This window comes from Peribacillus sp. NPDC097284 (genome assembly GCF_044761765.1).
GTDB lineage: Bacteria > Bacillota > Bacilli > Bacillales > DSM-1321 > Peribacillus.
Genome location: NZ_JBIWCZ010000005.1, coordinates 181,164 through 202,235, shown reverse-complemented (window position 1 = coordinate 202,235; position 21,072 = coordinate 181,164). Strand labels below are relative to the sequence as shown.

19 protein-coding genes are annotated in these 21,072 nt (G+C 38.3%); 15 read left to right on the top strand and 4 right to left on the bottom strand.

Going from position 1 to position 21,072, the window contains the following annotated elements; genetic code table 11:
- Positions 1-7: 7 nt before the first annotated feature.
- Positions 8-745 (bottom strand): SDR family NAD(P)-dependent oxidoreductase, encoded by a 738-nt coding sequence (locus ACIQXU_RS12610; protein ID WP_402989784.1) that lies wholly within the window; start codon positions 743-745, stop codon positions 8-10.
- A gap of 142 nt (positions 746-887) precedes the next feature.
- Between ACIQXU_RS12610 and ACIQXU_RS12605 the strand changes: the two genes are divergently transcribed.
- The gene (locus ACIQXU_RS12605) at positions 888-1,772 is read left to right on the top strand and encodes a LysR family transcriptional regulator (protein ID WP_402956479.1); all 885 of its coding nucleotides are present in this window, start codon (positions 888-890) and stop codon (positions 1,770-1,772) included.
- A gap of 493 nt (positions 1,773-2,265) precedes the next feature.
- On the opposite strand, the gene ACIQXU_RS12600 is transcribed toward ACIQXU_RS12605, so the two are convergent.
- From ACIQXU_RS12600 to ACIQXU_RS12590, 3 genes are all read right to left on the bottom strand, one after another.
- Complete coding sequence (locus tag ACIQXU_RS12600) at positions 2,266-3,228, bottom strand: fumarylacetoacetate hydrolase family protein (protein WP_402989781.1); 963 nt, start codon at positions 3,226-3,228, stop codon at positions 2,266-2,268.
- Between the two features lie 297 nt (positions 3,229-3,525).
- Positions 3,526-4,743: an MFS transporter gene (locus tag ACIQXU_RS12595; protein WP_402989778.1), complete on the bottom strand. Its 1,218-nt coding sequence runs from the start codon at positions 4,741-4,743 to the stop codon at positions 3,526-3,528.
- 285 nt (positions 4,744-5,028) lie between these two features.
- Positions 5,029-6,855, bottom strand: coding sequence for a helix-turn-helix domain-containing protein (locus ACIQXU_RS12590; protein ID WP_402989775.1), 1,827 nt, complete (start codon positions 6,853-6,855; stop codon positions 5,029-5,031).
- Positions 6,856-7,176: 321 nt separating this feature from the next.
- On the opposite strand from ACIQXU_RS12590, the gene ACIQXU_RS12585 reads away from it, so the two are divergent.
- From ACIQXU_RS12585 to ACIQXU_RS12520, 14 genes are all read left to right on the top strand, one after another.
- Positions 7,177-8,376 (top strand): acyl-CoA dehydrogenase family protein, encoded by a 1,200-nt coding sequence (locus ACIQXU_RS12585; RefSeq protein ID WP_402989772.1) that lies wholly within the window; start codon positions 7,177-7,179, stop codon positions 8,374-8,376.
- A gap of 88 nt (positions 8,377-8,464) precedes the next feature.
- Entirely contained in the window at positions 8,465-9,415 is a 951-nt protein-coding gene (locus ACIQXU_RS12580; RefSeq protein WP_402989767.1) for a VOC family protein, read from the top strand.
- A gap of 20 nt (positions 9,416-9,435) precedes the next feature.
- On the top strand, positions 9,436-10,287 hold the full coding sequence (locus tag ACIQXU_RS12575) for an alpha/beta fold hydrolase (protein ID WP_402873160.1): 852 nt from the start codon (positions 9,436-9,438) through the stop codon (positions 10,285-10,287).
- Positions 10,288-10,336: 49 nt separating this feature from the next.
- Complete coding sequence (gene tcuA / locus ACIQXU_RS12570; RefSeq protein WP_402989764.1) at positions 10,337-11,833, top strand: FAD-dependent tricarballylate dehydrogenase TcuA; 1,497 nt, start codon at positions 10,337-10,339, stop codon at positions 11,831-11,833.
- Positions 11,834-11,844: 11 nt separating this feature from the next.
- Positions 11,845-12,702 (top strand): alpha/beta fold hydrolase, encoded by an 858-nt coding sequence (locus ACIQXU_RS12565; protein WP_402989760.1) that lies wholly within the window; start codon positions 11,845-11,847, stop codon positions 12,700-12,702.
- A gap of 22 nt (positions 12,703-12,724) precedes the next feature.
- Complete coding sequence (locus ACIQXU_RS12560; protein WP_402872387.1) at positions 12,725-13,933, top strand: acyl-CoA dehydrogenase family protein; 1,209 nt, start codon at positions 12,725-12,727, stop codon at positions 13,931-13,933.
- A 21-nt stretch (positions 13,934-13,954) separates the two neighbouring features.
- Complete coding sequence (locus ACIQXU_RS12555; RefSeq protein WP_402872389.1) at positions 13,955-14,908, top strand: VOC family protein; 954 nt, start codon at positions 13,955-13,957, stop codon at positions 14,906-14,908.
- Between the two features lie 15 nt (positions 14,909-14,923).
- On the top strand, positions 14,924-15,391 hold the full coding sequence (locus ACIQXU_RS12550) for a flavin reductase family protein (protein WP_402989756.1): 468 nt from the start codon (positions 14,924-14,926) through the stop codon (positions 15,389-15,391).
- A 9-nt stretch (positions 15,392-15,400) separates the two neighbouring features.
- Positions 15,401-16,171, top strand: a complete 771-nt coding sequence (locus ACIQXU_RS12545; protein ID WP_402989753.1) for a 2-keto-4-pentenoate hydratase — start codon at positions 15,401-15,403, stop codon at positions 16,169-16,171.
- A 9-nt stretch (positions 16,172-16,180) separates the two neighbouring features.
- Positions 16,181-17,068, top strand: coding sequence for an acetaldehyde dehydrogenase (acetylating) (locus ACIQXU_RS12540; protein ID WP_402989750.1), 888 nt, complete (start codon positions 16,181-16,183; stop codon positions 17,066-17,068).
- The gene (dmpG, locus tag ACIQXU_RS12535; protein ID WP_402989747.1) at positions 17,065-18,066 is read left to right on the top strand and encodes a 4-hydroxy-2-oxovalerate aldolase; all 1,002 of its coding nucleotides are present in this window, start codon (positions 17,065-17,067) and stop codon (positions 18,064-18,066) included. The genes ACIQXU_RS12540 and dmpG overlap by 4 nt, the downstream gene beginning before the upstream one ends.
- A 166-nt stretch (positions 18,067-18,232) precedes the next feature.
- Positions 18,233-19,198 (top strand): SMP-30/gluconolactonase/LRE family protein, encoded by a 966-nt coding sequence (locus ACIQXU_RS12530; RefSeq protein ID WP_402989744.1) that lies wholly within the window; start codon positions 18,233-18,235, stop codon positions 19,196-19,198.
- A gap of 115 nt (positions 19,199-19,313) precedes the next feature.
- On the top strand, positions 19,314-20,264 hold the full coding sequence (locus ACIQXU_RS12525; protein WP_402989741.1) for a VOC family protein: 951 nt from the start codon (positions 19,314-19,316) through the stop codon (positions 20,262-20,264).
- A 23-nt stretch (positions 20,265-20,287) separates the two neighbouring features.
- Positions 20,288-21,070 carry an FAD synthase gene (locus ACIQXU_RS12520; protein WP_402989823.1) on the top strand — a complete coding sequence of 261 codons (783 nt, stop codon included), beginning with the start codon at positions 20,288-20,290 and terminating at the stop codon, positions 21,068-21,070.
- Positions 21,071-21,072: the final 2 nt, after the last annotated feature.

The window sequence follows — 21,072 nt, the reverse complement described above, 5'->3', positions numbered from 1 at the left end:
TGTATATTTATTGAATGGTAAATCCGCCATCGATTGGTACAGCGGCACCACTTATGAATTTCGCTTCATCTGATGCTAAAAATACAGCTAAATCAGCTACTTCTTCTACTTGGCCAAATGTACGAGTCGGTACTAAATCCTTAGGAATTCCAGCTAAAACATCCTTAACTAAAGGTGTTTCGATGGTTCCTGGGCAAATAGCGTTAATTTTAATACCATGGCGTGCATATTCAGAAGATAAATGCTTGGTATACCCAATTACTCCATGCTTAGTAGCGGTATAAGCAGCTCCACCTTTACCTGCAACCAAACCAGCAACAGAAGCAATATTTACGATGGAACCAGTACCACGCTCAATCATGCTAGGTAAAACAGCATTCGAGAATTCGAATACACTTGTTAAGTTAATATTTAAGAAGAAGTTCCATTGATCTAATGTCGTATCTAATGATTTAGCATATTTATCAAATACACCTGCATTATTTACTAAGACATCAACTGGACCGAAAGTGTCTTCTGTTACTTTGACACAATTTTGGATATCCTCGGTTTTCATAACGTTCACAGATACAGCGATAGCTTCTCCGCCAAACGCTTTAATTTCTTCAGCAACAGCTTTTGCCCCTTCTAAATTCAAGTCAGCTACAACTACTTTTGCGCCTTCTTTTGCAAAACGGATAGCTTCTCCTTGCCCCATACCGGATGCTGCTCCTGTAATGATCGCTACTTTTTCTTTTAATCTCATATTGAAAACCCCCATATATTTTTTGTTCACAATTTGTTCATATATCAGTGACAATTACATTTTAAACGTATTTTGATATAATGAAAAATACCAATTAACTATTTCCTTATAACTTCAGGTTATTAAGGGTGGGAGGAAAATTATGGACCTAGTAAAGTTGCGATACTTTTATACAACCGCACAATTAGAAAACGTGTCACTTGCAGCTAAAGAACTATCGATTTCGCAACCAGCTTTAAGTAAGGCGATCACTAATCTTGAAGCAGAGTTAGGGATGGATTTGTTTTTCCGTAGTGGCAAGCGCATTTCATTAAATGAAAATGGAAGGTTTTTATTCAAACGTGCGGAGCGCGTTTTCTCTGAGGTACATCATTTAGAGCGTGGATTAGAGGAAAGACGAGGCGAGGGAAGTGGGAACTTGTCGATTGTGACGACATTACCATATACTTTCACGAATATCTTAGATCAGTTTTTCAATAATTATTCCAATGTTAAATATCAACAAGTACCGTTATCAAAAGAAAATTTACAACAATTCACGGAAAATGGAAAATATGATGTATGTATTACCACTGAGCAAATCGAACATCCAAATGTAGAATGGGTCCCATTATTTGAAGAGGAAATTTTTCTAACTGTACCAAAATCATATAAAGAGAAGAAAGAAGGAACAATTAATTTGTTGGAATTTGACGAACTACCTTTTATCGGTTTAACCAATAAGTACACCTTTCGTCAATTTACCGACAGATTTTGTAAATCAATAGGATATACACCGACTTATCAAGTTGAAGTGGAAGAAGCAACAACCATTTTACAGCTTGTGAAAAATGGACATGGTGCAGCCTTTACACCTGAAACAGCTGTTAATTTATATGAAAGTAAACTTAAGCACTTGAAAATTGAAAATAAGAAGTTTACCCGTACCATTGGCTTATTAAAGCATCGATATTTATATCCTACAAAAATTTCAGAGGCTTTCATTGCCCACTGTCATCGCTATTTTCAAGAATATAAAAAAGATTAAATGAGATTAGTTTTAAATGGGGAATTATTCGTAGCGAAGATTCGGCGAGATAGGGATTTAGATGGAATATCAATATATATTGAAGTGGTGAAGTGGGTTTAGTAGAAGAATTTAAGTAGTAAAATCCAAATATGGAAATGTTAATAGCGATTCTTGAATGTCAGAGAGAAAAGAGAAGACTAGATACGTCTAGGAACCGAACCTAGTCTTCATTTTTACCTCAATTTTTGGTTTTTCAATAGTGTACAGTTTCCATTATAAAGTAGAAAGTAATTGGATTTAAAAGGAAACCGTTTTCAAATTTTATAGATTAAACGAATTTTAAAGTGGCCAATACTTATTTGATCTATCCATTGTCCATTTTTCAACTGATAGCAAACTGTCGTTACCTTTATCCTAGCCAACAATCTTCATGGTAGGAATAGGTTGGCAGGTAAATTCATACATGGAAATATTAATCTAGCCAGAAAACTGGAATCGTAGAATCAGCCCTTTATTTTACAGGTATTGTATGTGAAATTTTATTTTCTTGCATGCCTAAGTCCATTACATTGTCTGTGCTTTTGATGGAAAGACGTAAAACATCGCCATCTTGCAAGTATCCATTGTCTTTTTGCGTATCGATAAAATAAGAGAGTTTCTCTTCATGAGGGATTGCATTATCAGAAATATATTGGATGATAACAGCATTTAGACGTAAGCATACACCACCGGGCGTTCCTGTAAGCACGAGGTCTCCTGTTTTCAAATTGAAGATTTCGGACATTTCACTTAATGTTTCTGTTGGTTTGAAAAGTAATTGATCCGTTATTACATGTTGGCGGGTTTCCCCGTTTACTTCTAAGTGAAGAACAAGTTGATCTAGGTATTGAATCTCATCTTCTTCTAATAAATAAATGTACGGCCCTACTGGACAAAAACCTCGATAGCTTTTTCCTTTGAACCATTGTTGTTCTACAATTTGCACGTCTCGTGCAGACATATCATTGGCGATAACAAGGCCAGCAATGTAGTCTTTCAGATTATCCCCTGTAATCGTGGTTTGTTCTGTGATGTCTTTATTTATGATCAGACCAAGCTCAATCTCATAGTCCAATAATTTCACATGTGCAGGACAGTGTATATCAGCCGTTGCGGATGTTAATGTGCTAGACGCTTTTGTGAACAATAAATTGTACGGAGGCTTTTGTTTTGTAAAACCTGCTTCTTCGCGGTGTACGCTGTAGTTGGTTCCTTGACAAAAGATATTAGCATCTTCAGTGACTGGTGAAAGTAAAGTGATTTCTTCATTAGTAACGATTTTTCCATTTGTTTTTGCATGTTGAATGGCTTCATACCCGTTAGTTAATAATTTGTTTAATGATTCGGCCTCATGTTCAATGATTCGAATGGCTTCTTCTAAAACACCCCAATGTACTTGAGATTCATATTCAAAACGTAATAATTTTATGCCCATATTAATATCCTCCTTAAAGTTATTACACTTATTGTAATGGTTAAGCTTTACATGGTACTAGAATAAGATTTATTGAAATCTAGAGTGAAATTAAATTTAAAAATGAAATTTGGTCTTGACATGTTTTTCAAATACAAAGTAATATTTAACATTCACGGAAAAATCAGCTCAATCAGGTCTTCATATTTAGAGGCTCCTGTATACCAATAATTGATCAAGTATTGTCAGTGTGAAAATTTGATAAATAAATCTGCAAGAAATAACCCGGTAAATTATTAACCTACTGAATTATTTTTATTAGATGACGTCTGTGGAATTAGAAGGCTCGTAATCTGTTTGGGCGGATACTCTTTTAGCGAGTGATGTAATCACCACCCAAATAATGGCTAGAGCTAATAAACCAATGGCAGCAAGAAATAGTGTAAAACGACCACCTTCTTGCCCAAATGAATTTAAAGTTAGTTGATACATGAAAGGGCTAATGATAGCGCCAAGACCTTGTGCGGCAGCTGCAAATCCAACGAAAGAAATGCCCTTTGCTAAATTTGAAAGATCCGAAATACGTGCCAATACACCGGGAATCACGATTCCTAAGCCCATTCCTCCAACTAAACTAGCAATGAATATGAATGTTAAGTCCCTAGCGTAGAAACACCACAGGATACCGATTGCAGTCAATAGAATTCCAAATGGAATGTTGAAATGAGGCCAAAGTTGGCGAAGCCGTCCAAAGAAAAAACCTACTAATAATGTCCCGAGTGTGAAAAGTGAAATAGCAAGGCCGGCTTCTGTTGCGCTACCAAGTTTTTCGGCTTGAATAATGATCGAGATGTTTGTCACATAGCCAAATACCAAGGCTGTATAAAAAACTTGTCCTAGTGTAAAGCCATAAACAGTTTTTGATGCTGAAAATAAAATTTCTTTAAGAGAGGCATTCTCCACTTGTAGCTTTTTGGGCTCTGGTAAATATAAGAATGTAATCGCCAAAATCCAAATAGGAAAAAGGTAGACTAAGAATCCGAATTGCCAGTTGTAGGCATCAGCCAGCATACCACCTGCTACTTGAAAGAATACTGCACCAATACAAGCAACAGTTGATGTGCCGAGACCAATTAAAGTATCTCTTTCACGACCATTAAAGAAGCTTGATATGATATCAATGGATAATGGTAGTGTAATGCCGACACCAAGACCCAATAAACCGCGGAATGCAATTATTATAAATAGATTATCTATGAAGAATGGCATAATTCCCCCAATAATGAACAGGAGGAGACCGGTAAAAAGAAGGGTCCTTTTTGAAAACGCATTCGCTAATTTCCCATAGAACAAGGAAGGGAAAATCTGAAAAAAACCAGGGATTGTAGCAATGAGCATCACGACGGAAGGGGGGAATTCAGGAAAGGCCACGATAAGATCGGCCATAATGGAACCTGCTACACCTGCGGCAACATCCTGGAATGCGATTAGAACGATTAAAAACTTTAAAAAAGTAACGTTTTTTGTCTTTGCCATAAATAAAGACCCCCAAATTTTTTATTCAATTTTAAATAAATGCCGTGCAATGGCTTAGATACTGAGTGTGACTCCCTTCTTAATAGTTACTCAAGATGATAGCATAGAATCTCACATACAATATCGATGGTTTTTAATCAAAAGTAGAGCCATTTTACGAAAAAATCACTTATTTATTCAGAATAATCAAAAAATATGAGAGCCTTTTTTATATAAAACTATAACTTTTAATGTCGGAAATAATTTGATTTGATGGTGAATTCAATAAAATATATTTGTTTTAGGTCAATCCATTTCAATTTTTCCTAAGATAATTAGGGATTTCAAAAGTAGCATAAGTTCAAATGAATGAGTAGAACTTCTTAAATCTTTATTGAGTATTTCTTCAATTTTTTGTATTCGATAGACCAGCCCACTCATTGATAAGTTTAAATCAAGCATGGTCTGTTGTAAGTTGCCGTTGTTGTTTAAAAATGCATAGAGCGTCTTTAAAAATTCATCCTTTTTATTTGCCTTTAATGCAAGAATGGGTGAGAGTTCTTTTTCCGCAAGTTGGATAATTGTATTCATATTGACGGGATTAATGATGGATCCCATAATACTCGTATTTTCATAGTAAATAAGGTTGGATTTCTTATCGATATTTAATGATGTCATTGCCTGTTGATTGGCTTCAGGTATATCTTCGATGGTATGAAGGGAACGACTTAAACCAACACGAAATTCATAACTTTTAAATGTTCGATGTAAATGTTTTAAAATATTTGTTAGAAGTTCATGTGTCTTTTCTTTCTTTGGAAACAAAAAAGTGATTTCTTGTTGAAACTCCGTAATGAAAATTTGAACTTGGTGCATTTCCAAATAGGTTGTAAAGGATTGAATAATTTTATTCATCAAGGTGGAATCCTTAATGATGATTCCTTTTTTTGTAATGCGTAAATTTCCAATATAGAAGTCTTCGTTTAAATCGATTTGCAACAAATAACTGCGAGATATCATGTTACTTTTCGATATATATTGCTTCTGTAATAGTTGCTCAAAAAAATAAGCCTTCATATTTTCTATAGCTTCTAAGCTTGATTTTTCATTTAAATAACATAAGGCTATCCCAGTAGCTGATCGTTGTAAAAAGTTCATTTCATCCTTTCGCGGTCCTTCTTCACATGAGTAAAGAAAAGAAATATAGCCAATGATTTGTTTTTGAACCGTTATTGGACTGATTAAGCGAATGTGTTCTGTGCAATCAATTTGAATTGAATGTAAAGGTTCAATGTGTTTCATTAAAATCTTCCCTGATTTAGTCTGCGGCATTTGATTAGCAAAATCAGTAGCTACAGCTTCTAATTCTGGTTCTGTCATTCCAATCGAATGCAGTGTATTAAAATTTAAATCCTGAATGATGACAGGAACATTTAAATTTTCATATATTGTTTCTAATATTTGTTCAATTGTCATTCCTTGAGAAATACCAATTGTTAAATCGTTATGGAAAGAGGAAACTTTTTCGGTTTGTTTTTTTTCGAGAAAAAGTTGTTCATAGGTTTGATTCAACACATCAATCATTGGTGCTTGATGTGTTTTTTGTAATTCTTCCTTCGTTTTTTCATCCCAATGTTCTATCATTCTCATTTCAAAAGCGCAGTCATCATCACCTTTAGCTCTACAAGTAATTTCAACAATATAAATTTCTCTCTTGGTTAAATAGGAAGTATAACCACTTGCATACCCTGCTAGGGTATGACAAATACATGAATCACTTTTGCCAAAATGATTCGTATGTTCATATATTTCATAAGAATTGATCCAGATTCCCTTTGCATACATATATTTAACCGTATCGTCAGGATTAAGTTCTAAAATTCTATCAGATATAACATCAGTAATCTGGCCAGAATTCAAATGATAACCAGAGGCACAATCTAATTTTTCACGTAAACTAAGTGGTCTCTGTTCGACTTCTTTTGCATGAACGACACCGATATTCCAGCCATAACGTCTTAAAAAGACTTTAGCATATTCCAAGCCGAGATATTCAATCAACTCTTTGCGTAGTAGACCAAATGTACCTGATGTAGAAAATAATTCTTTATCGACATATCCTGAATTTGCCATCATAGAATCCCCCCATAAGTTTACGGATCTACAAAAATAAAGCGCTTACAAAAAACATTCTAACAGAAATAAATGGAAAATGTAAACTTTGTAGGAATTATAACCCATTTATTATGAAACTGGTTTTTTCGGTTTTCCAATACCGTTAAATAGGTTGATTTCCCATGTGATTGGGTTAATAACTTTCATAGGAGAAATGCAATTAAATAAAATTAAGCAGTTTTTATTAGAATTCATCATGAAAATTCAAGACATTTCACTAAAGTTTAATAGCTTGCAGTTTGATATATTAAATATTAATTAAACAAAGGAGTTGGATATATGACAATCACCTTGAATGAAAAAGAATTAGAAACGATTCATAATGCTAAGCAAATAGCTAACGATATTCGCGATCGAGTAAAGGAAACTGAAACTCTCCGTCGCATTCCAAACTCTACAATCCAACAATTAAAAGATCATGGCATTTTCAAGATGCTGCGTCCAGCCAGGTATGGTGGGTTAGAAGTTAATATCCAAACTTATAGCCAAGTTATTTTAGAAATATCAAAAGCATGCGCTTCTACAGGTTGGGTTGCTTCTTTATGTGCGATTCGTGAAATGATGGTTGCTGAATCCTTCAGCGAAAAAACACATCTGGAAATTTTCAGTGGGGATCCGGATGACGTGTTGTTTGCAGGAGTGTATGAGCCCCGTTCATGTACTGTTAAGAAAGTTGAAGGCGGTTACATAGTGGAAGAAGGGCATTGGATGTTCTGTTCGGGCTCACTGCATGCTACTTGGGGTTACTTCGGCATGTATTTAAAAGATGATCTCGGAAATATTCAAGAGCAACTTTTGATGACATTGCCATTCGAAGAGTTAGAAGTGGAAGATGATTGGTTCACTCTTGGATTACGTGGTACGGGCAGTAACGCGGTTCACATGAAGAATGTATTCATACCGGAACATCGGTGTACGTCTTTTGTCAATGTATTGGATGGACATTTCCAATCGGAGCATCTGCGAGATAATCCACTATATAGTTCGGCATTATTCCCTTGTCTCATATTATCTTTAGCATTACCGGGATTAGGTGTGATGCAAGAAATGCTACGTTTGTTCCATCAAAGTTTACCTTATCGAACCGCGCAACATATGGGCGTCAAAATGATTAAGGATGCAGCAAGTACTCATAGCATCCTTGCCGAAGCAACATTAAAGGTAGAAACTGCCGAAATCTATTTAATGAATATAGCAAAGAGCATTGATGAATGGGCGAATAAGCTAACAATCATGCCAAAATCAGAACGTCTAAAGATACTTGCCGATATCGGTTATAGTAATCGTCTATTGAACGAAGCGATGCAAGAACTTTTATCCATCGGTGGATCAGGGTTTGTATATGATGGCAATCCGATGCAACGTTTAATTCGCGATTTCATTACTTTGCATTCACATCGTTCATTGTCGCCAGTAATCACTCTTGAGAATTTTGGTCGTCACTTATCAGGATTAGAACCAAATCAAGTCCGCTATTAAATTTATCTTTTGAAAAATAGAGGAGACGATATAGGGTAGTGAATGGTTTTCATTTTTCTAACATGAAAACCGTAAGGAGGGTTTAGGTGTGAAACCACAAATTGCAAAGTTAGGTTATGTAGCTTTAGAGTCTTCAGACATCGAAAAGTCGGTTACCTTTTTCCAAGATGTTATTGGACTAGAGTTAACAGAAAAAGTACAAGATACGTATTATTTTAGAGCTTGGGGCGATTTTCAACATCATACTCTATCTATTTCACCAGGTGAGATGGGAAAAGTGACATACATCGCCTTACGCGCGAAAAGTTCAGAAGATTTGTACTTATTCAAAGAACAACTAGAAACGAAAGGTTATAGCATAGAGCATGTAGCAGCGGGAACGACACCAGGAATTGGAGAGGCCTTTCAATTTGTTGCCCCATCAGGTCACAGGCTAGAGCTATATTACGATGTTGAAAAAGGAGAAGTGGACGATCATCGGCGATCTGTATTGAAAAATCAAACATATAAGTCTTGGGCAAAGGGAGCTTCTCCTCGTCGTCTTGATCACGTGAATATCCATACATGTGCCCCAGGAAATAGCGCTTTCGATTTCTTTGTAGAAGAATTGGGCTTCCGTATCAATGAGTGCATTGAAACAGTAGAAGGTAAGCTGTTAGCTGGATGGATGAGCGTGACACCTCTAGTACATGACGTTGCACTTGTAGCACATGATTCATTGGAAACGAAAGCCCGCTTCCATCATATCTCTTATTGGTTAGATAGTTCAGGAGATTTGATGAGAGCGGCAGATATATTGAAAGAAAATGGACTTCAATTCATTGGTCCTGGAAAACACAGTGTTTCACAAGCTATTTATTTATATGTCATTGACCCTGGAAGTGGATGTCGGGTGGAGCTATTCACGGGAGGCTACCTGATCTTCGAACCAGACTGGGAAACGGTTGTTTGGCGACCTGAGGAAAGGGCATTTGGTAACACGTATTGGGGTGACAGTATTACGGGAAATGCACTTATAGTACCAACGATAGAAGCTTAAAGGAGGAATGAAGTGTGAAAATGACAAGGGAAGAGAAATTAATTACTTCGAAGCACATTAATACAGGGGAATATACGACTTGGATGAATGAAACGGGCAAAAAAAATGATGAAACGATCCTTTTTTTACACGGTTCAGGTCCAGGCGTAACATCCATTGCGAATTGGAGCTATGCTTTAGCCGATTGTGCCGATACATTCCACTGCTTGGCACCAGATTTATATGGGTTTGCCAAAAGCGACCATCCAGCAGAGCCATTGAAGAATCGTCAAGCTTGGATGGACTGCTGGATCGAACAAGTGATGGAAATTCTCGATTACTATGAATTAGAAAAAGTTCATCTAGTCGGGAATTCACTTGGTTGTTCTATTGCGCTAGAGCTATTGTTAGAATACCCTGAGCGATTTGACCGCATTGTTTTAATGGGACCCGGTGGTACACCTAATACCAAATTAAGCCTAGAATTAGCGCGTGCTAAGTCATTTTACGATAGCCCTTCCAAAAAAAGATTACAGCAAATCATGGGGTGGTTTGTATACGATAAAGAAAAGATGCAGCCAGTTATAGATGGCTTGACAGATGATCGGTTTGAAAATGCGATGCGTGAAGAGGTACGTCGTTCTAACAATTCCATTTTTTCAACGGCAGCTGTACCGATTCCAACAGTGGCGCTAGGTCGCATTAAAAATCCCATTCTTCTTGTTCATGGTAGAGATGACAAAGTGTGTTCGATTGAATCTAGCTATTATTTAATGGACTATCTTGATGATGCGCAATTACATGTTTTCAGTCAATGTGGACACTGGACGCAAATCGAAAAGAAAGAACAATTCAATCATCTTATACAAGAATTCTTTAATAGGCATTTATAACCTCTTATTAAAAGGCTTATAAAATAGGTAGATTATAGGAGTGAAAAGAATGTCGGAAATAACGGATATCGTGGTCATTGGAGCGGGAAATGCTGCATTATGTGCTGCCATTGCAGCAGCTGAAGAAGGCGTGACTGTCACGATTTTAGAAATATCATCCGCGGAAGAAAAAGGCGGTAACACAGCCTATACACATGGCTCCATTCGATTCGCCTATGAAAATGGTGAACAAGTCCGTACTCTATTACCGGACATGACGGATGAGGAGTTTAATACAATTGACTTTGGTACTTATACGAAAGAGCAATTTTTTGATGACCTTGCCGTGATGTCGAACTATCGAACGGATTATGATTTGGCTTCGATCATGACAAAAATGAGTTATGATACCGTTCGTTGGCTCACTGAACATCATGTTAACTGGATTCCAATCTACGGTCGGCAGGCTTATAAAATGGAAAATAAGTTTAATTTTTGGGGAGGAATGGTCATTGAGGCCGTTGGTGGAGGTAAAGGATTGGTCGATGCTCTCCACCGAGAAGCATTACGACTGGGTGTGAAAATTCACTATGATACAGCAGCAATCGACCTCGTAACCGCAAACCGCACAATTGAAGGAGTTATAGTGCGCAACGGTGACCAAGAACGGATAATTTCCTGTAAAGCTGTCATCTTAGCATCTGGTGGATTCCATGCCAATGTGGCGATGAGGACACAGTATTTAGGACCCGGATGGGATACGGTTCATACAAGAGGTTGTAAATATAATGTTGGTGATGGTCTACGGATGGCAATGTCACTTGGGGCGCGTACGACTGGCAATTGGTCAGGGGCACATGCAGTATGTGGAGATCGATATCTTCAAGATTATAAGGAAGGTTTTCAAAAGTTAAGTTTCCCTTTTGGCATTATGGTTAATCAACAAGGCCGGCGTTTCTTTGATGAAGGGGAAAATTTCCGTAACTATATTTATGCGAAAGTCGGTAGAGAAATTTTAAAGCAACCGGGACAAGTTGCATGGCAAATCTTTGATGCAAAGGTTAAACCTTTTATCCGAGAGGAATACAATGGTCGCCATATTACCAAAGTGACGGCCAATACATTAGAAGAATTAGCTGACAAACTGGATGGCATCAATAAAAATGGATTTTTAAAAGAAGTGGAAACTTTCAACGAATCCGTTTCTGAAAGTGTAGCTTTCAATCCCAATGTACTAGATGGCAAGAGTGCCGTAGGATTGGCTGTACCAAAATCGAATTGGGCCAACAAATTAGATGAAGGACCATTTGAGGCCTATGAAGTAGCTTGCGGAATCACGTTCACATACGGAGGTTTGAAAATCAATAAACAGGCACAAGTGATACACAACGACTTCACTCCCATTGCAGGGTTATACGCAGCTGGTGAAATCGTAGGTGGGTTGTATTATGATAACTATCCTGGTGGTGCCGGCTTAACTTCCGGGGCTGTATTTGGAAAAATGGCTGGAGAACTTGCCGGGCAATATATTCAAAGCTTAAAAAGGCATGAAATTAAAAATAATTAGGAGGTATAGATATGACGATCAAACAAAATAAAGTTAAAACGGGTGAATTTGAAACGTATTTTCATGAGGGTGGTAAGGAACATGAAGAAACGGTTATTTTCATTCATGGGTCAGGCCCAGGAGCTAATGCAAAAGCCAACTGGCAATTTGTCTTAGAAGAATATGCACAAGATTTCCATGTTATTGCACCAGACTTAATCGGCTTCGGCGATACGGATCATCCTGAAATTTATCCGGAAAATGGTGTGCAATGGATGTCGATGCGAGTTCAGCAAATTTTAGATTTGATGGATGCATTGCAAGTTAAAAAAGCCAATTTAATAGGGAATTCTCTTGGCGGCGTAGTATCCATGTACTTGAACATGCAGGCACCGGAACGCTTTGGGAAAATCGTATTAATGGGAGCGGGGGTCCTTTTAAAAGAGCCTACTCCAGAACTGATGAAACTTTCCGGTTTCCATCTAGACCCGACAAAAGAAAATTTAAGGAACTTATTAAGCTGGTTTGTTCATGATTTGAATCGCATGAAGGATTTTGTGGATCAGGTAGTAGATGAGCGTTTTGCAATGTTCCAGCGTCCTGAAATTCTTCGTTCATATCGAGAGAACTTCACCAAGTCTTCGTTGACAGAAATGCTTATTCCACAAACTGCACTTGAACGGATGGAGAATGAGTTTTTATTGATTCATGGTTACTACGATCGTTTCGTACCATTACAAAGTAGTCTATATGCACTTGACCATTTGCCCAATGTGGAATTGCGCGTCTTCAAAAAATGTGGACACTGGGTAATGATTGAACAACGAGAAGAATTTTTGCATGAGACGAAGCATTTCTTTACCGAAGATAAAGTTCAAATGAAAATCTAAATGATTGAAAGGAGGAATTACGATGAGTGAAGCCATAGTGAATATAGAAAACGTCAGTGAGATGCTTATTGAAAACGCACGATCACTACGAAAGGAATTACGCGATGCTACTCTAGAAATAGATCAAACGAGTACATTATCTACGAAGATCGTTGATTCTATACGTGATAAAGGACTTTTGAAAATTCTGCGTCCGAAAATGTTCAAGGGGTATGAAACGGACATGCGCACGTACTTTGATGTTGTAACAGAAATTAGTCGTGGCAATGCTTCAGCTGGATGGTTTGTTTCGCTTAGTAATATTCGGGATTACATGATTTCGTATGCGTTTGGTCGAAAAGCACTGATGGATATTTTTGGACCTAATCAAGATAGGGATGTTGTCTTAGCTGGGAATTTCAAACCCATTCACATTGATATTGAAAAAGTAGATGGCGGCTACATGATTAAAGATGCTAAATGGCCATTTGTCTCCGGTTCACCATACGCGGATTGGTTTTACTTTGGTGCACCAATTGATGATGGCAATGGCGGCGTTGAGATGGCAATCCTGGTTATTCCAAAAGAAGATGTCACGGTTTTAGATGACTGGGACGTTGTGGGTCTTCGGGGATCTGGTAGTAACAGTGTTATCGTGAAGGATGTGTTCATTCCGGAACATCGTACGTCATTGGATCGTCTTGCGCAGCAAGGACATTATGTTATCGATGAACTTAAGGATAATCCGCTTTATCGCACACCGTTTGTACCATCGTTAACGTTGTCCATCGTGGCTCCGGCTTTGGGAATCGCGCTTGGTGGCTTTGATTTGCATATGGAGCGCGTGGCAAAAGCGGGAATCGGTAATACCTTCTACAACAAAATGGATGAAGCGGCAGTGACGCATCTGCAAATTTCTGAAATTGATATGAAACTGGAATGTGCACGAATGTTACTGGAAAATGCCATTGGGAATTTAGATGGCCATTCGACAAAAGGGCAAGTTTTTACACAGAAAGAAAGTATCCGGATAAAAGCGCAGTTTGGCTATGCTAATCAATTATGTAAGGAAGCATTTGATTTGATGTTAGCTGGATCAGGATCCATATTCGCTTATAACAACAATGTATTCCAAACATTTTATCGTGATTTCATCACCATGCATTTACATGGTTTCATTACACCGTCAAGTTTATTGGAGACATATGGCCGGGTTATGTGTGATTTAGAGGCAAACACATACTTTGCATAAATTAGATAAGGGGGAAATGGTATGAGTAAAGCAGAAATTTCAAAATTGGGTCATTTTGGGTTAGTGAGTACGGATTTAGAAAAATCACTTTGGTTCTTTAAAGAAGTGGTTGGATTAGAGGAAACTGATGTAGTGAATGGCGTCCATTATCTTCGTGCATGGGGTGACTTCGAGCACCATACATTGTCGATACGTGCTGGAGAGGAAGCTTACTTAGATCACATTGCCTGGCGTACAAAGCGTCGTGAAGATGTCGATTTATTTGCTGAACAACTCGAAAATAGCGGCATAGCCATCAAATGGGTAGAAGAAGGAACCGAAAAAGGACAAGGAAAGGCATTCCGTTTCAAACTACCAAGCGGTCATACTTTTGAAATCTATTACGATATGGAAAAAACATTAGCTTCTCCAGAAACACGTTCTGTGCTAAAAAATCAAACACATAAATCTTGGAACAAAGGTGTGTCTCCGCGCAGAATTGACCATGTAAATCTATTAAGTTCATTGCCTGCGAATGAATTGGTAGACTTCATGCAAGAACACCTAGGTTTTAATCTCCGTGAATATGTAGAGGCACCGGATGGTACGTATGTAGGCGCTTGGATGAGTGTCACTCCACTGGTCCATGACATTGCCTTTAGCTTCGATCCCAATTCACCGTCAACACATGAAGTCCATCATATCGCTTACTGGTTAGATAATGCACAAGATTTATTGAGAGCAGCAGATATTTTAAAAGAAAATGGAATCTTCTTTAAAGGACCTGGAAAGCATGGTATCTCACAAGCCATGTATATATATGCGATTGATCCGGGTAGTGGTGTAAGATTGGAGATTTTTACAAACGGCTATTTAATTTTTGAACCAGACTGGGAACCAATTCGTTGGACGGTTGATGAAATGGATATCGGTTTCACATATTGGGGAGATCAAATGGATGCGAATACAGAAAATAATCCAACCATTAAAGCATAAAGGAGGGGAATCTGTATGGACGATCGTTTATTTCGAGATACAATGGGGAAATTTTCGACAGGCGTGACCGTGATCACAACAAAGCATGATGGCAAGGTGCACGGGATGACAGCAAATGCTTTCATGTCCGTTTCCCTTAATCCCAAATTAGTTGTTATTTCAATTGGTGAAAATGCTCGCTGTCTTAACAAAATTCGAGAAAGTGGTCAATTTGGAGTCAATATATTAGCCGAAGATCAGCAAGAATATTCGATGATATTTGCTGGACAGAAGAAGGGTGAAATGGATATTGAATTTGATACATTGGCTGGGGTTCCGGTGCTACCAGGTGCTTTAGCTCAAATTAGTTGCGAAGTGGTTTCTTCATATGTCGAAGGGGATCATACATTATTTATCGGTAAAGTTCAGGATATTCTCCTGGAAGAAAAAGAACCATTATTATTCTATTCAGGAAAGTATTACTCACTGCAAACTGTCGTCTAGGGGGAAGGTATGAACATTCAATCAGCAAGCCAAGCATTACTAGATGCTGAAAAAAACAAGATACCTATTGAACCTTTTACATCCACAACTAAAATCTCGGTAGATGATGCATATCATATTCAACTGCTGCAGATCCAAAAGAAATTAGAAAATGCTAATTTAGTAGGCATGAAGATTGGTTTGACAAGTAAGGTCATGCAGGACATGTTTGGTGTTGATTCACCGGATTTTGGACATATTTTGAACAATATGGTTTTCGAGAATAATAGTGTAGTATCCGTTTCAAATTTTATCAGTCCAAAGGTAGAATTTGAAATCGCTTTCATATTAAGGGAGGATTTACAAGGCCCGAACATTACGGCGGAACATGTTTTAAAGGCAACCGAAGCGGTGGTACCGGCAATTGAAATAATCGATAGCCGAATTAGAGATTGGAAATTCCGTTTTGAGGATACGGTTGCTGATAATGGTTCATCGGCCGGTGCCATACTAGGCGATGTCCTTTCCCAACCAACAATGGATGAATTAGCAAACATTAAGATTATAGCGATGAAAAATGGTTCGGTTTTTGATGAAGGAATTAGCAATGCTGTCATGGAGAACCCAGCAAAGGCCGTGGCATGGCTTGCGAACATGTTAGAAGCCTATGATATTACATTAAAAGCAGGACAATTTATTCTTTCCGGTGCAATCACTGCGGCTGTACCGTTTGAATCGGGAGATGTATTTGAAATAGATTATGGCCCATACGGCCATATGAAGGTAACTTTTTCAGACTGAGGTGACAATATGGAAAAACTAAAAGTGGGAATTATCGGTTCCGGAAATATTGGAACCGATTTAATGTATAAAATTGAACGTTGCGATGCATTAGAAATGTCGGTCATGATCGGTATCGATAAGAATTCAGAAGGCTTAAAACGAGCTAGAGATCGAGGTTATCATACGATTGAAAATGGGATAGAAGGGTTGAAAAATCAGCTGGATCTTGTTGATATCGTTTTTGACGCAACAAGCGCCTACGCACATGCTGAAAATTACGAGGTAATCAAGTCCGCGGGTAAAAGGATGATTGATTTAACACCGGCAGCAATCGGACCTTTCACAGTGCCACCCGTTAATTTAACGGAGCACTTTGATAAAGATAATGTCAACATGGTGACATGTGGTGGACAAGCTACAATTCCCATCGTACATGCTATCAATCGTGTAGTAGCTGTAGATTATGCCGAAATAGTTGCCACGGTTGCGAGCAAAAGTGCAGGCCCTGGCACACGCGCCAACATCGATGAATTTACACGTACGACTTCTCGTGCAATCGAAGTCGTAGGCGGTGCTAAAAAGGGTAAGGCCATTATCATTCTTAATCCTGCTGAGCCACCAATCATTATGCGAGATACGGTGCATGCCCTTGTTTCAGAAAAGGGAAAGGAAGAAGCAATCATTAGCTCTATTCGAGCTATGGTACAAGAAGTACAGGAATACGTGCCAGGCTATCGTTTACGCGGAGAACCTGTTTTTGAAGATCATAAGATTTCTGTATTCTTAGAGGTTGAAGGTGCAGGCGATTTCTTTCCAGCCTTCTCAGGGAATTTAGATATTATGACCGCAGCGGCCGCGCGTGTGGCTAATGAAATGGCGAAGAGTATGTTGGCTCAGGGAGGAGCGGTTTCATGAGGGATGTTCATGTGCTGGATGTATCATTACGGGATGGCAGTCATTCAATGAAACATGCTTTTACCGAGCAGCAAGTAAGAGATATTGCAAGAGGTTTGGATCAGGCAGGAGTGGAGTATTTTGAGGTAGCTCATGGAGATGGGCTTGGCGGTTCCAGTTTACAATACGGTTTTTCCTTGGTAGATGAACTGAAACTCATTGAAGCGGCTGTCGATGAATGTCAGCAGGCAGAAGTAGCCGTACTTTTAATCCCAGGAATCGGTATTAAGGAAGATATAAAAGAGGCGGTTAAAGTCGGGGCAAAAATGGCCCGTATTGCAACGCATGTAACGGAAGCGAATATAGCTGCACAACATATTGCCATGAGTAAGGAATTAGGTTTAAAAACAGCAGGTTTTCTAATGATGGCGCATATGGCACAAGTCGATGTCATTGTAGAACAGGCGAAATTGTTCGAGCAATACGGTGCGGACATCATTTACGTGACCGATTCGGCAGGGCATTTGTTACCGAATCAAGTGACGGAACGCATCCAAGCCTTAAAGCAGCATGTGCACTGTGAAATTGGCTTCCATGCACATAATAACATGTCTTTAGCGATGGCGAATTCCCTAGCAGCTATTGAGGCAGGAGCTACATATATTGATGGTTCACTACGTGCGCTTGGGGCAGGTAGTGGCAATACTCAAACAGAAGCATTGATTGCTGTTTTAAATCGTCTCCATATTCAAACTGGTATTGATTTATACAAAATTATTGATACGGCAAATAATACTGTAGCGCCAATCTTGCCGAGACCACAAGAAATATCGGGTTCAAGCCTTATGATGGGCTATGCGGGAGTATATTCGAGTTTTCTACTTCACACTGAAAAAGCTGCAAGACAATTCCAGGTAGATGAACGTGATATTTTAGTAGAACTAGGAAAGCGCAAGGCAGTTGGGGGTCAGGAAGACTTGATTTATGAAGTAGCACAGCAATTGCAACACGCAAAGTAAATACCCTCTCATATCGTAAGAAAAGGAAGAGATAAATACTCTTTCTTTTTTTACAATTCACTAATGATTTTATGAACTTTATCCGTTTTCCATGCAAGTTCACCTTTGTGAAAACGAGTTAAAATGTCAGAAGGGAAGACAGGGTGGAACGATATAGAAATAGTGGGTGATTAATATAAAAAAATGTGGAAACTACCGTGCGAAATTTGGAGATGGCCCGATTTGGCATGAAGGATATGGTTTAATTTGGCTGGATATTACGGCTAAGAAAATCATTACGTACAACCCGGAAACGGAACAAGAAAGTGTATATGATGCACTAGGTTGGATCAAATCTATTGTGCCATCAGCGGATGGACAGTTTATTGGCATATATAAAGATGGTTTGTATTATTTGAATTTTAAAAAAGGTAGTAAAGTCCCTTTTGTCTTACCAGATGGACTCAATGATATTCATTATTTGAATGATGGCAAGTGCGGCCCGGATGGACAGATTTGGGTAGGATTGTCGGACGGTTTCTTTAAACGCTTCAAAGAATCTCCTTATACAGCATTGTCACATTACCCTTTTGAAAACTCCAAGTTATTTAGTGTTGATGCTGGTGGGAATATTTCTGTGAAACTGGAAAATATAACATTTTCGAATGGATTGGATTGGAATCGCAAGACCCATAATTTTTATCATATTGACTCTTCTAAGCATCTGATTTTCCAATATCAGCTAAAAGAAAATGGTGAAATCCAATTTGAAAAAATCATCTACTCTTTTGAAATGGATGAAGGTTTCCCTGACGGTATGGCAATCGATGCAGATGGAAACCTATGGGTAGCTTTATATAAAGGTGGGACCATAGCTGCTCGCTTAAAGACACCGACGCGAATTGTATGTATCTGTCCTAAAAAGATGGAAGTCATTCAAGAAATTGAACTGCCATTATCACACGTGACCTCTTGCACAATCGGTGGTGAAAACCTAGATACCTTGTTTGTCACGACTGCATATGAACCATTACCAGAGGACAAGGTTAAGCGGGAACCTCTTGCGGGATATTTACTGGCTATTCCGATTGAACAACGAGGAGTGGCAAACTATCAGTTTATGACAAATGAGGATAAAGCGAAAATTAGGTAGTTCTTTATGGAAAACTGATTGAATTTCAGAAAAATGATTCGTAGTTTTCAATAAAAAAAGTTTGTAAGATGGAACCAAAGCTAATCGAGTTTTCATACAGGAAGGAAGAGGAGCATTGAAACCAGAAATTGCGAAGTTAGGACATGTTGCATTAGTTACGAGCGATTTAAATAAATCACTATTCTTTTTCAAAGAAGTGATCGGCTTGGAAGAAACTGAGGAGGTAAATGGTGTTCATTATTTGCGTGCATATAGCGATTTTCAACATCACACATTAAGCCTGGAAGCTGGAGAGGAAGGCTATGTGAAACATATTGGCTGGCGTACTAAAACAGCAAATTGCGTTGAAAGCTTCAAGGGAATATTGGAAAAACACGAAGTGGCCTTTGAAGAAAATCCAAAAGGGACAACAGTTGGAATAGGAGATTCAATCCGGTTTAAGATGCCGAGTGGCCATACATTTGAGCTGTATTATGATGTTGAGAAGCCGAAAGCAACAAATGGAAATGCATCGGTATTAAAAAATCAGGTATATCAATCATGGCGAAAGGGTATTTCTCCTCGACGCTTCGATCATGTGAATATTCATACGTCTACAGATGTAAACGCTTCATACGAGTTTTTAATGGATGTTTTGGGCTTTAACATGCGTGAATATATGCGTGGTGATGATGGTATTTTAGCAGCTTGGTTAAGTGTAACATCCTTGGTTCATGATGTTGCTTTACTAAAGAAAGATACATTACCAACTCCGGCTCGTTTGCATCATATTTCATATTGGTTGGATGATTCACAAGATATCTTACGAGCAGCGGATATTTTAAAAGAGAATGGACTGCAATTTATCGGACCAGGAAAGCACGGTGCAACACAAGCTATTTATCTATATGTTATAGACCCAGGAAGTGGGTGTCGTGTGGAATTGTTTTCAGGTGGTTATCAAATTTTTGAACCGGACTGGGAGCCGATTGAGTGGACATTAGAGGAACGGTCTTCCTGCAATACGTATTGGGGTGACACTGTGCAGGATAAGGAACTGAACAATTTTACTATTGAAGTTCGCTAATGTATGGAAGGTAGGCAAGAGTGATGAAAGTGATTCTTGTAAATGAACAAAATCTATCATTTGTTCAATCTAATAGTTGTTCAAGCGTAATGGCATTAGGGTTTTTTGACGGAGTTCATAAGGGGCACCAACATGTCATAACAAAGGCTAAAAAATCAGCAAAGCTAAGAGGACTTCCTTTAGCGGTCATGAGTTTTTTTCCACATCCCAAAACCGTGTTTTCAAATCAAGAAATCGATTATTTAATGCCAATGGAGCAAAAAGTACAACAATTAAAGACACTGGGTGTAGATATTTTCTACATTGTGGAATTTACAAAGACATTTGCATCTCAAACACCGAAAACATTTGTGCAAGAATATTTAATCAACTTACTAGTGAAACACGTGGTAGCTGGTTTTGATTATACGTATGGAGCGAAGGGTGCTGGAACGATTAAAACGATTGCAGAGCACAGTGAACAACTTCTATCCGTGGATGCCGTAGAAAAGTATGAAATGTATGGTACTAAGGTAAGTTCCACTTATTTACGAGAACTTTTACGAAAAGGAAAAGTGGAAACGATGACTGCACTACTCGGAAGACCTTATCAAGTCCAGTACCATTTCCATGAGGGTTTGAAAGAGCATTATACTCTCCCTGATGAGGGTAGTTATTATGTTTCCATGTTGATTGGAAAGCGGGTTATTTCCCAAGTTGTGCATGTGTTTGATCAAAGAATACAATTCAATCAAAACTTTCATTTTGAGGAATCTACAATTATTTTTCATCAGAGTGTAGCACATGACTTACAAGTAACTAGTTAAAG

Excerpts from the sequence above, each read along its gene's own strand:
- ACIQXU_RS12550 (WP_402989756.1), top strand. The coding sequence starts at position 14,924 with ATGGACGATCGTTTATTTCGAGATACAATGGGGAAATTTTCGACAGGC.
- ACIQXU_RS12545 (WP_402989753.1), top strand. The coding sequence starts at position 15,401 with ATGAACATTCAATCAGCAAGCCAAGCATTACTAGATGCTGAAAAAAAC.
- ACIQXU_RS12595 (WP_402989778.1), bottom strand. The coding sequence starts at position 4,743 with ATGGCAAAGACAAAAAACGTTACTTTTTTAAAGTTTTTAATCGTTCTA.
- ACIQXU_RS12540 (WP_402989750.1), top strand. The coding sequence starts at position 16,181 with ATGGAAAAACTAAAAGTGGGAATTATCGGTTCCGGAAATATTGGAACC.
- dmpG (WP_402989747.1), top strand. The coding sequence starts at position 17,065 with ATGAGGGATGTTCATGTGCTGGATGTATCATTACGGGATGGCAGTCAT.
- ACIQXU_RS12605 (WP_402956479.1), top strand. The coding sequence starts at position 888 with ATGGACCTAGTAAAGTTGCGATACTTTTATACAACCGCACAATTAGAA.
- tcuA (WP_402989764.1), top strand. The coding sequence starts at position 10,337 with ATGTCGGAAATAACGGATATCGTGGTCATTGGAGCGGGAAATGCTGCA.
- ACIQXU_RS12590 (WP_402989775.1), bottom strand. The coding sequence starts at position 6,855 with ATGGCAAATTCAGGATATGTCGATAAAGAATTATTTTCTACATCAGGT.
- ACIQXU_RS12585 (WP_402989772.1), top strand. The coding sequence starts at position 7,177 with ATGACAATCACCTTGAATGAAAAAGAATTAGAAACGATTCATAATGCT.
- ACIQXU_RS12565 (WP_402989760.1), top strand. The coding sequence starts at position 11,845 with ATGACGATCAAACAAAATAAAGTTAAAACGGGTGAATTTGAAACGTAT.
- ACIQXU_RS12600 (WP_402989781.1), bottom strand. The coding sequence starts at position 3,228 with ATGGGCATAAAATTATTACGTTTTGAATATGAATCTCAAGTACATTGG.
- ACIQXU_RS12560 (WP_402872387.1), top strand. The coding sequence starts at position 12,725 with ATGAGTGAAGCCATAGTGAATATAGAAAACGTCAGTGAGATGCTTATT.
- ACIQXU_RS12610 (WP_402989784.1), bottom strand. The coding sequence starts at position 745 with ATGAGATTAAAAGAAAAAGTAGCGATCATTACAGGAGCAGCATCCGGT.
- ACIQXU_RS12575 (WP_402873160.1), top strand. The coding sequence starts at position 9,436 with ATGACAAGGGAAGAGAAATTAATTACTTCGAAGCACATTAATACAGGG.
- ACIQXU_RS12555 (WP_402872389.1), top strand. The coding sequence starts at position 13,955 with ATGAGTAAAGCAGAAATTTCAAAATTGGGTCATTTTGGGTTAGTGAGT.
- ACIQXU_RS12520 (WP_402989823.1), top strand. The coding sequence starts at position 20,288 with ATGAAAGTGATTCTTGTAAATGAACAAAATCTATCATTTGTTCAATCT.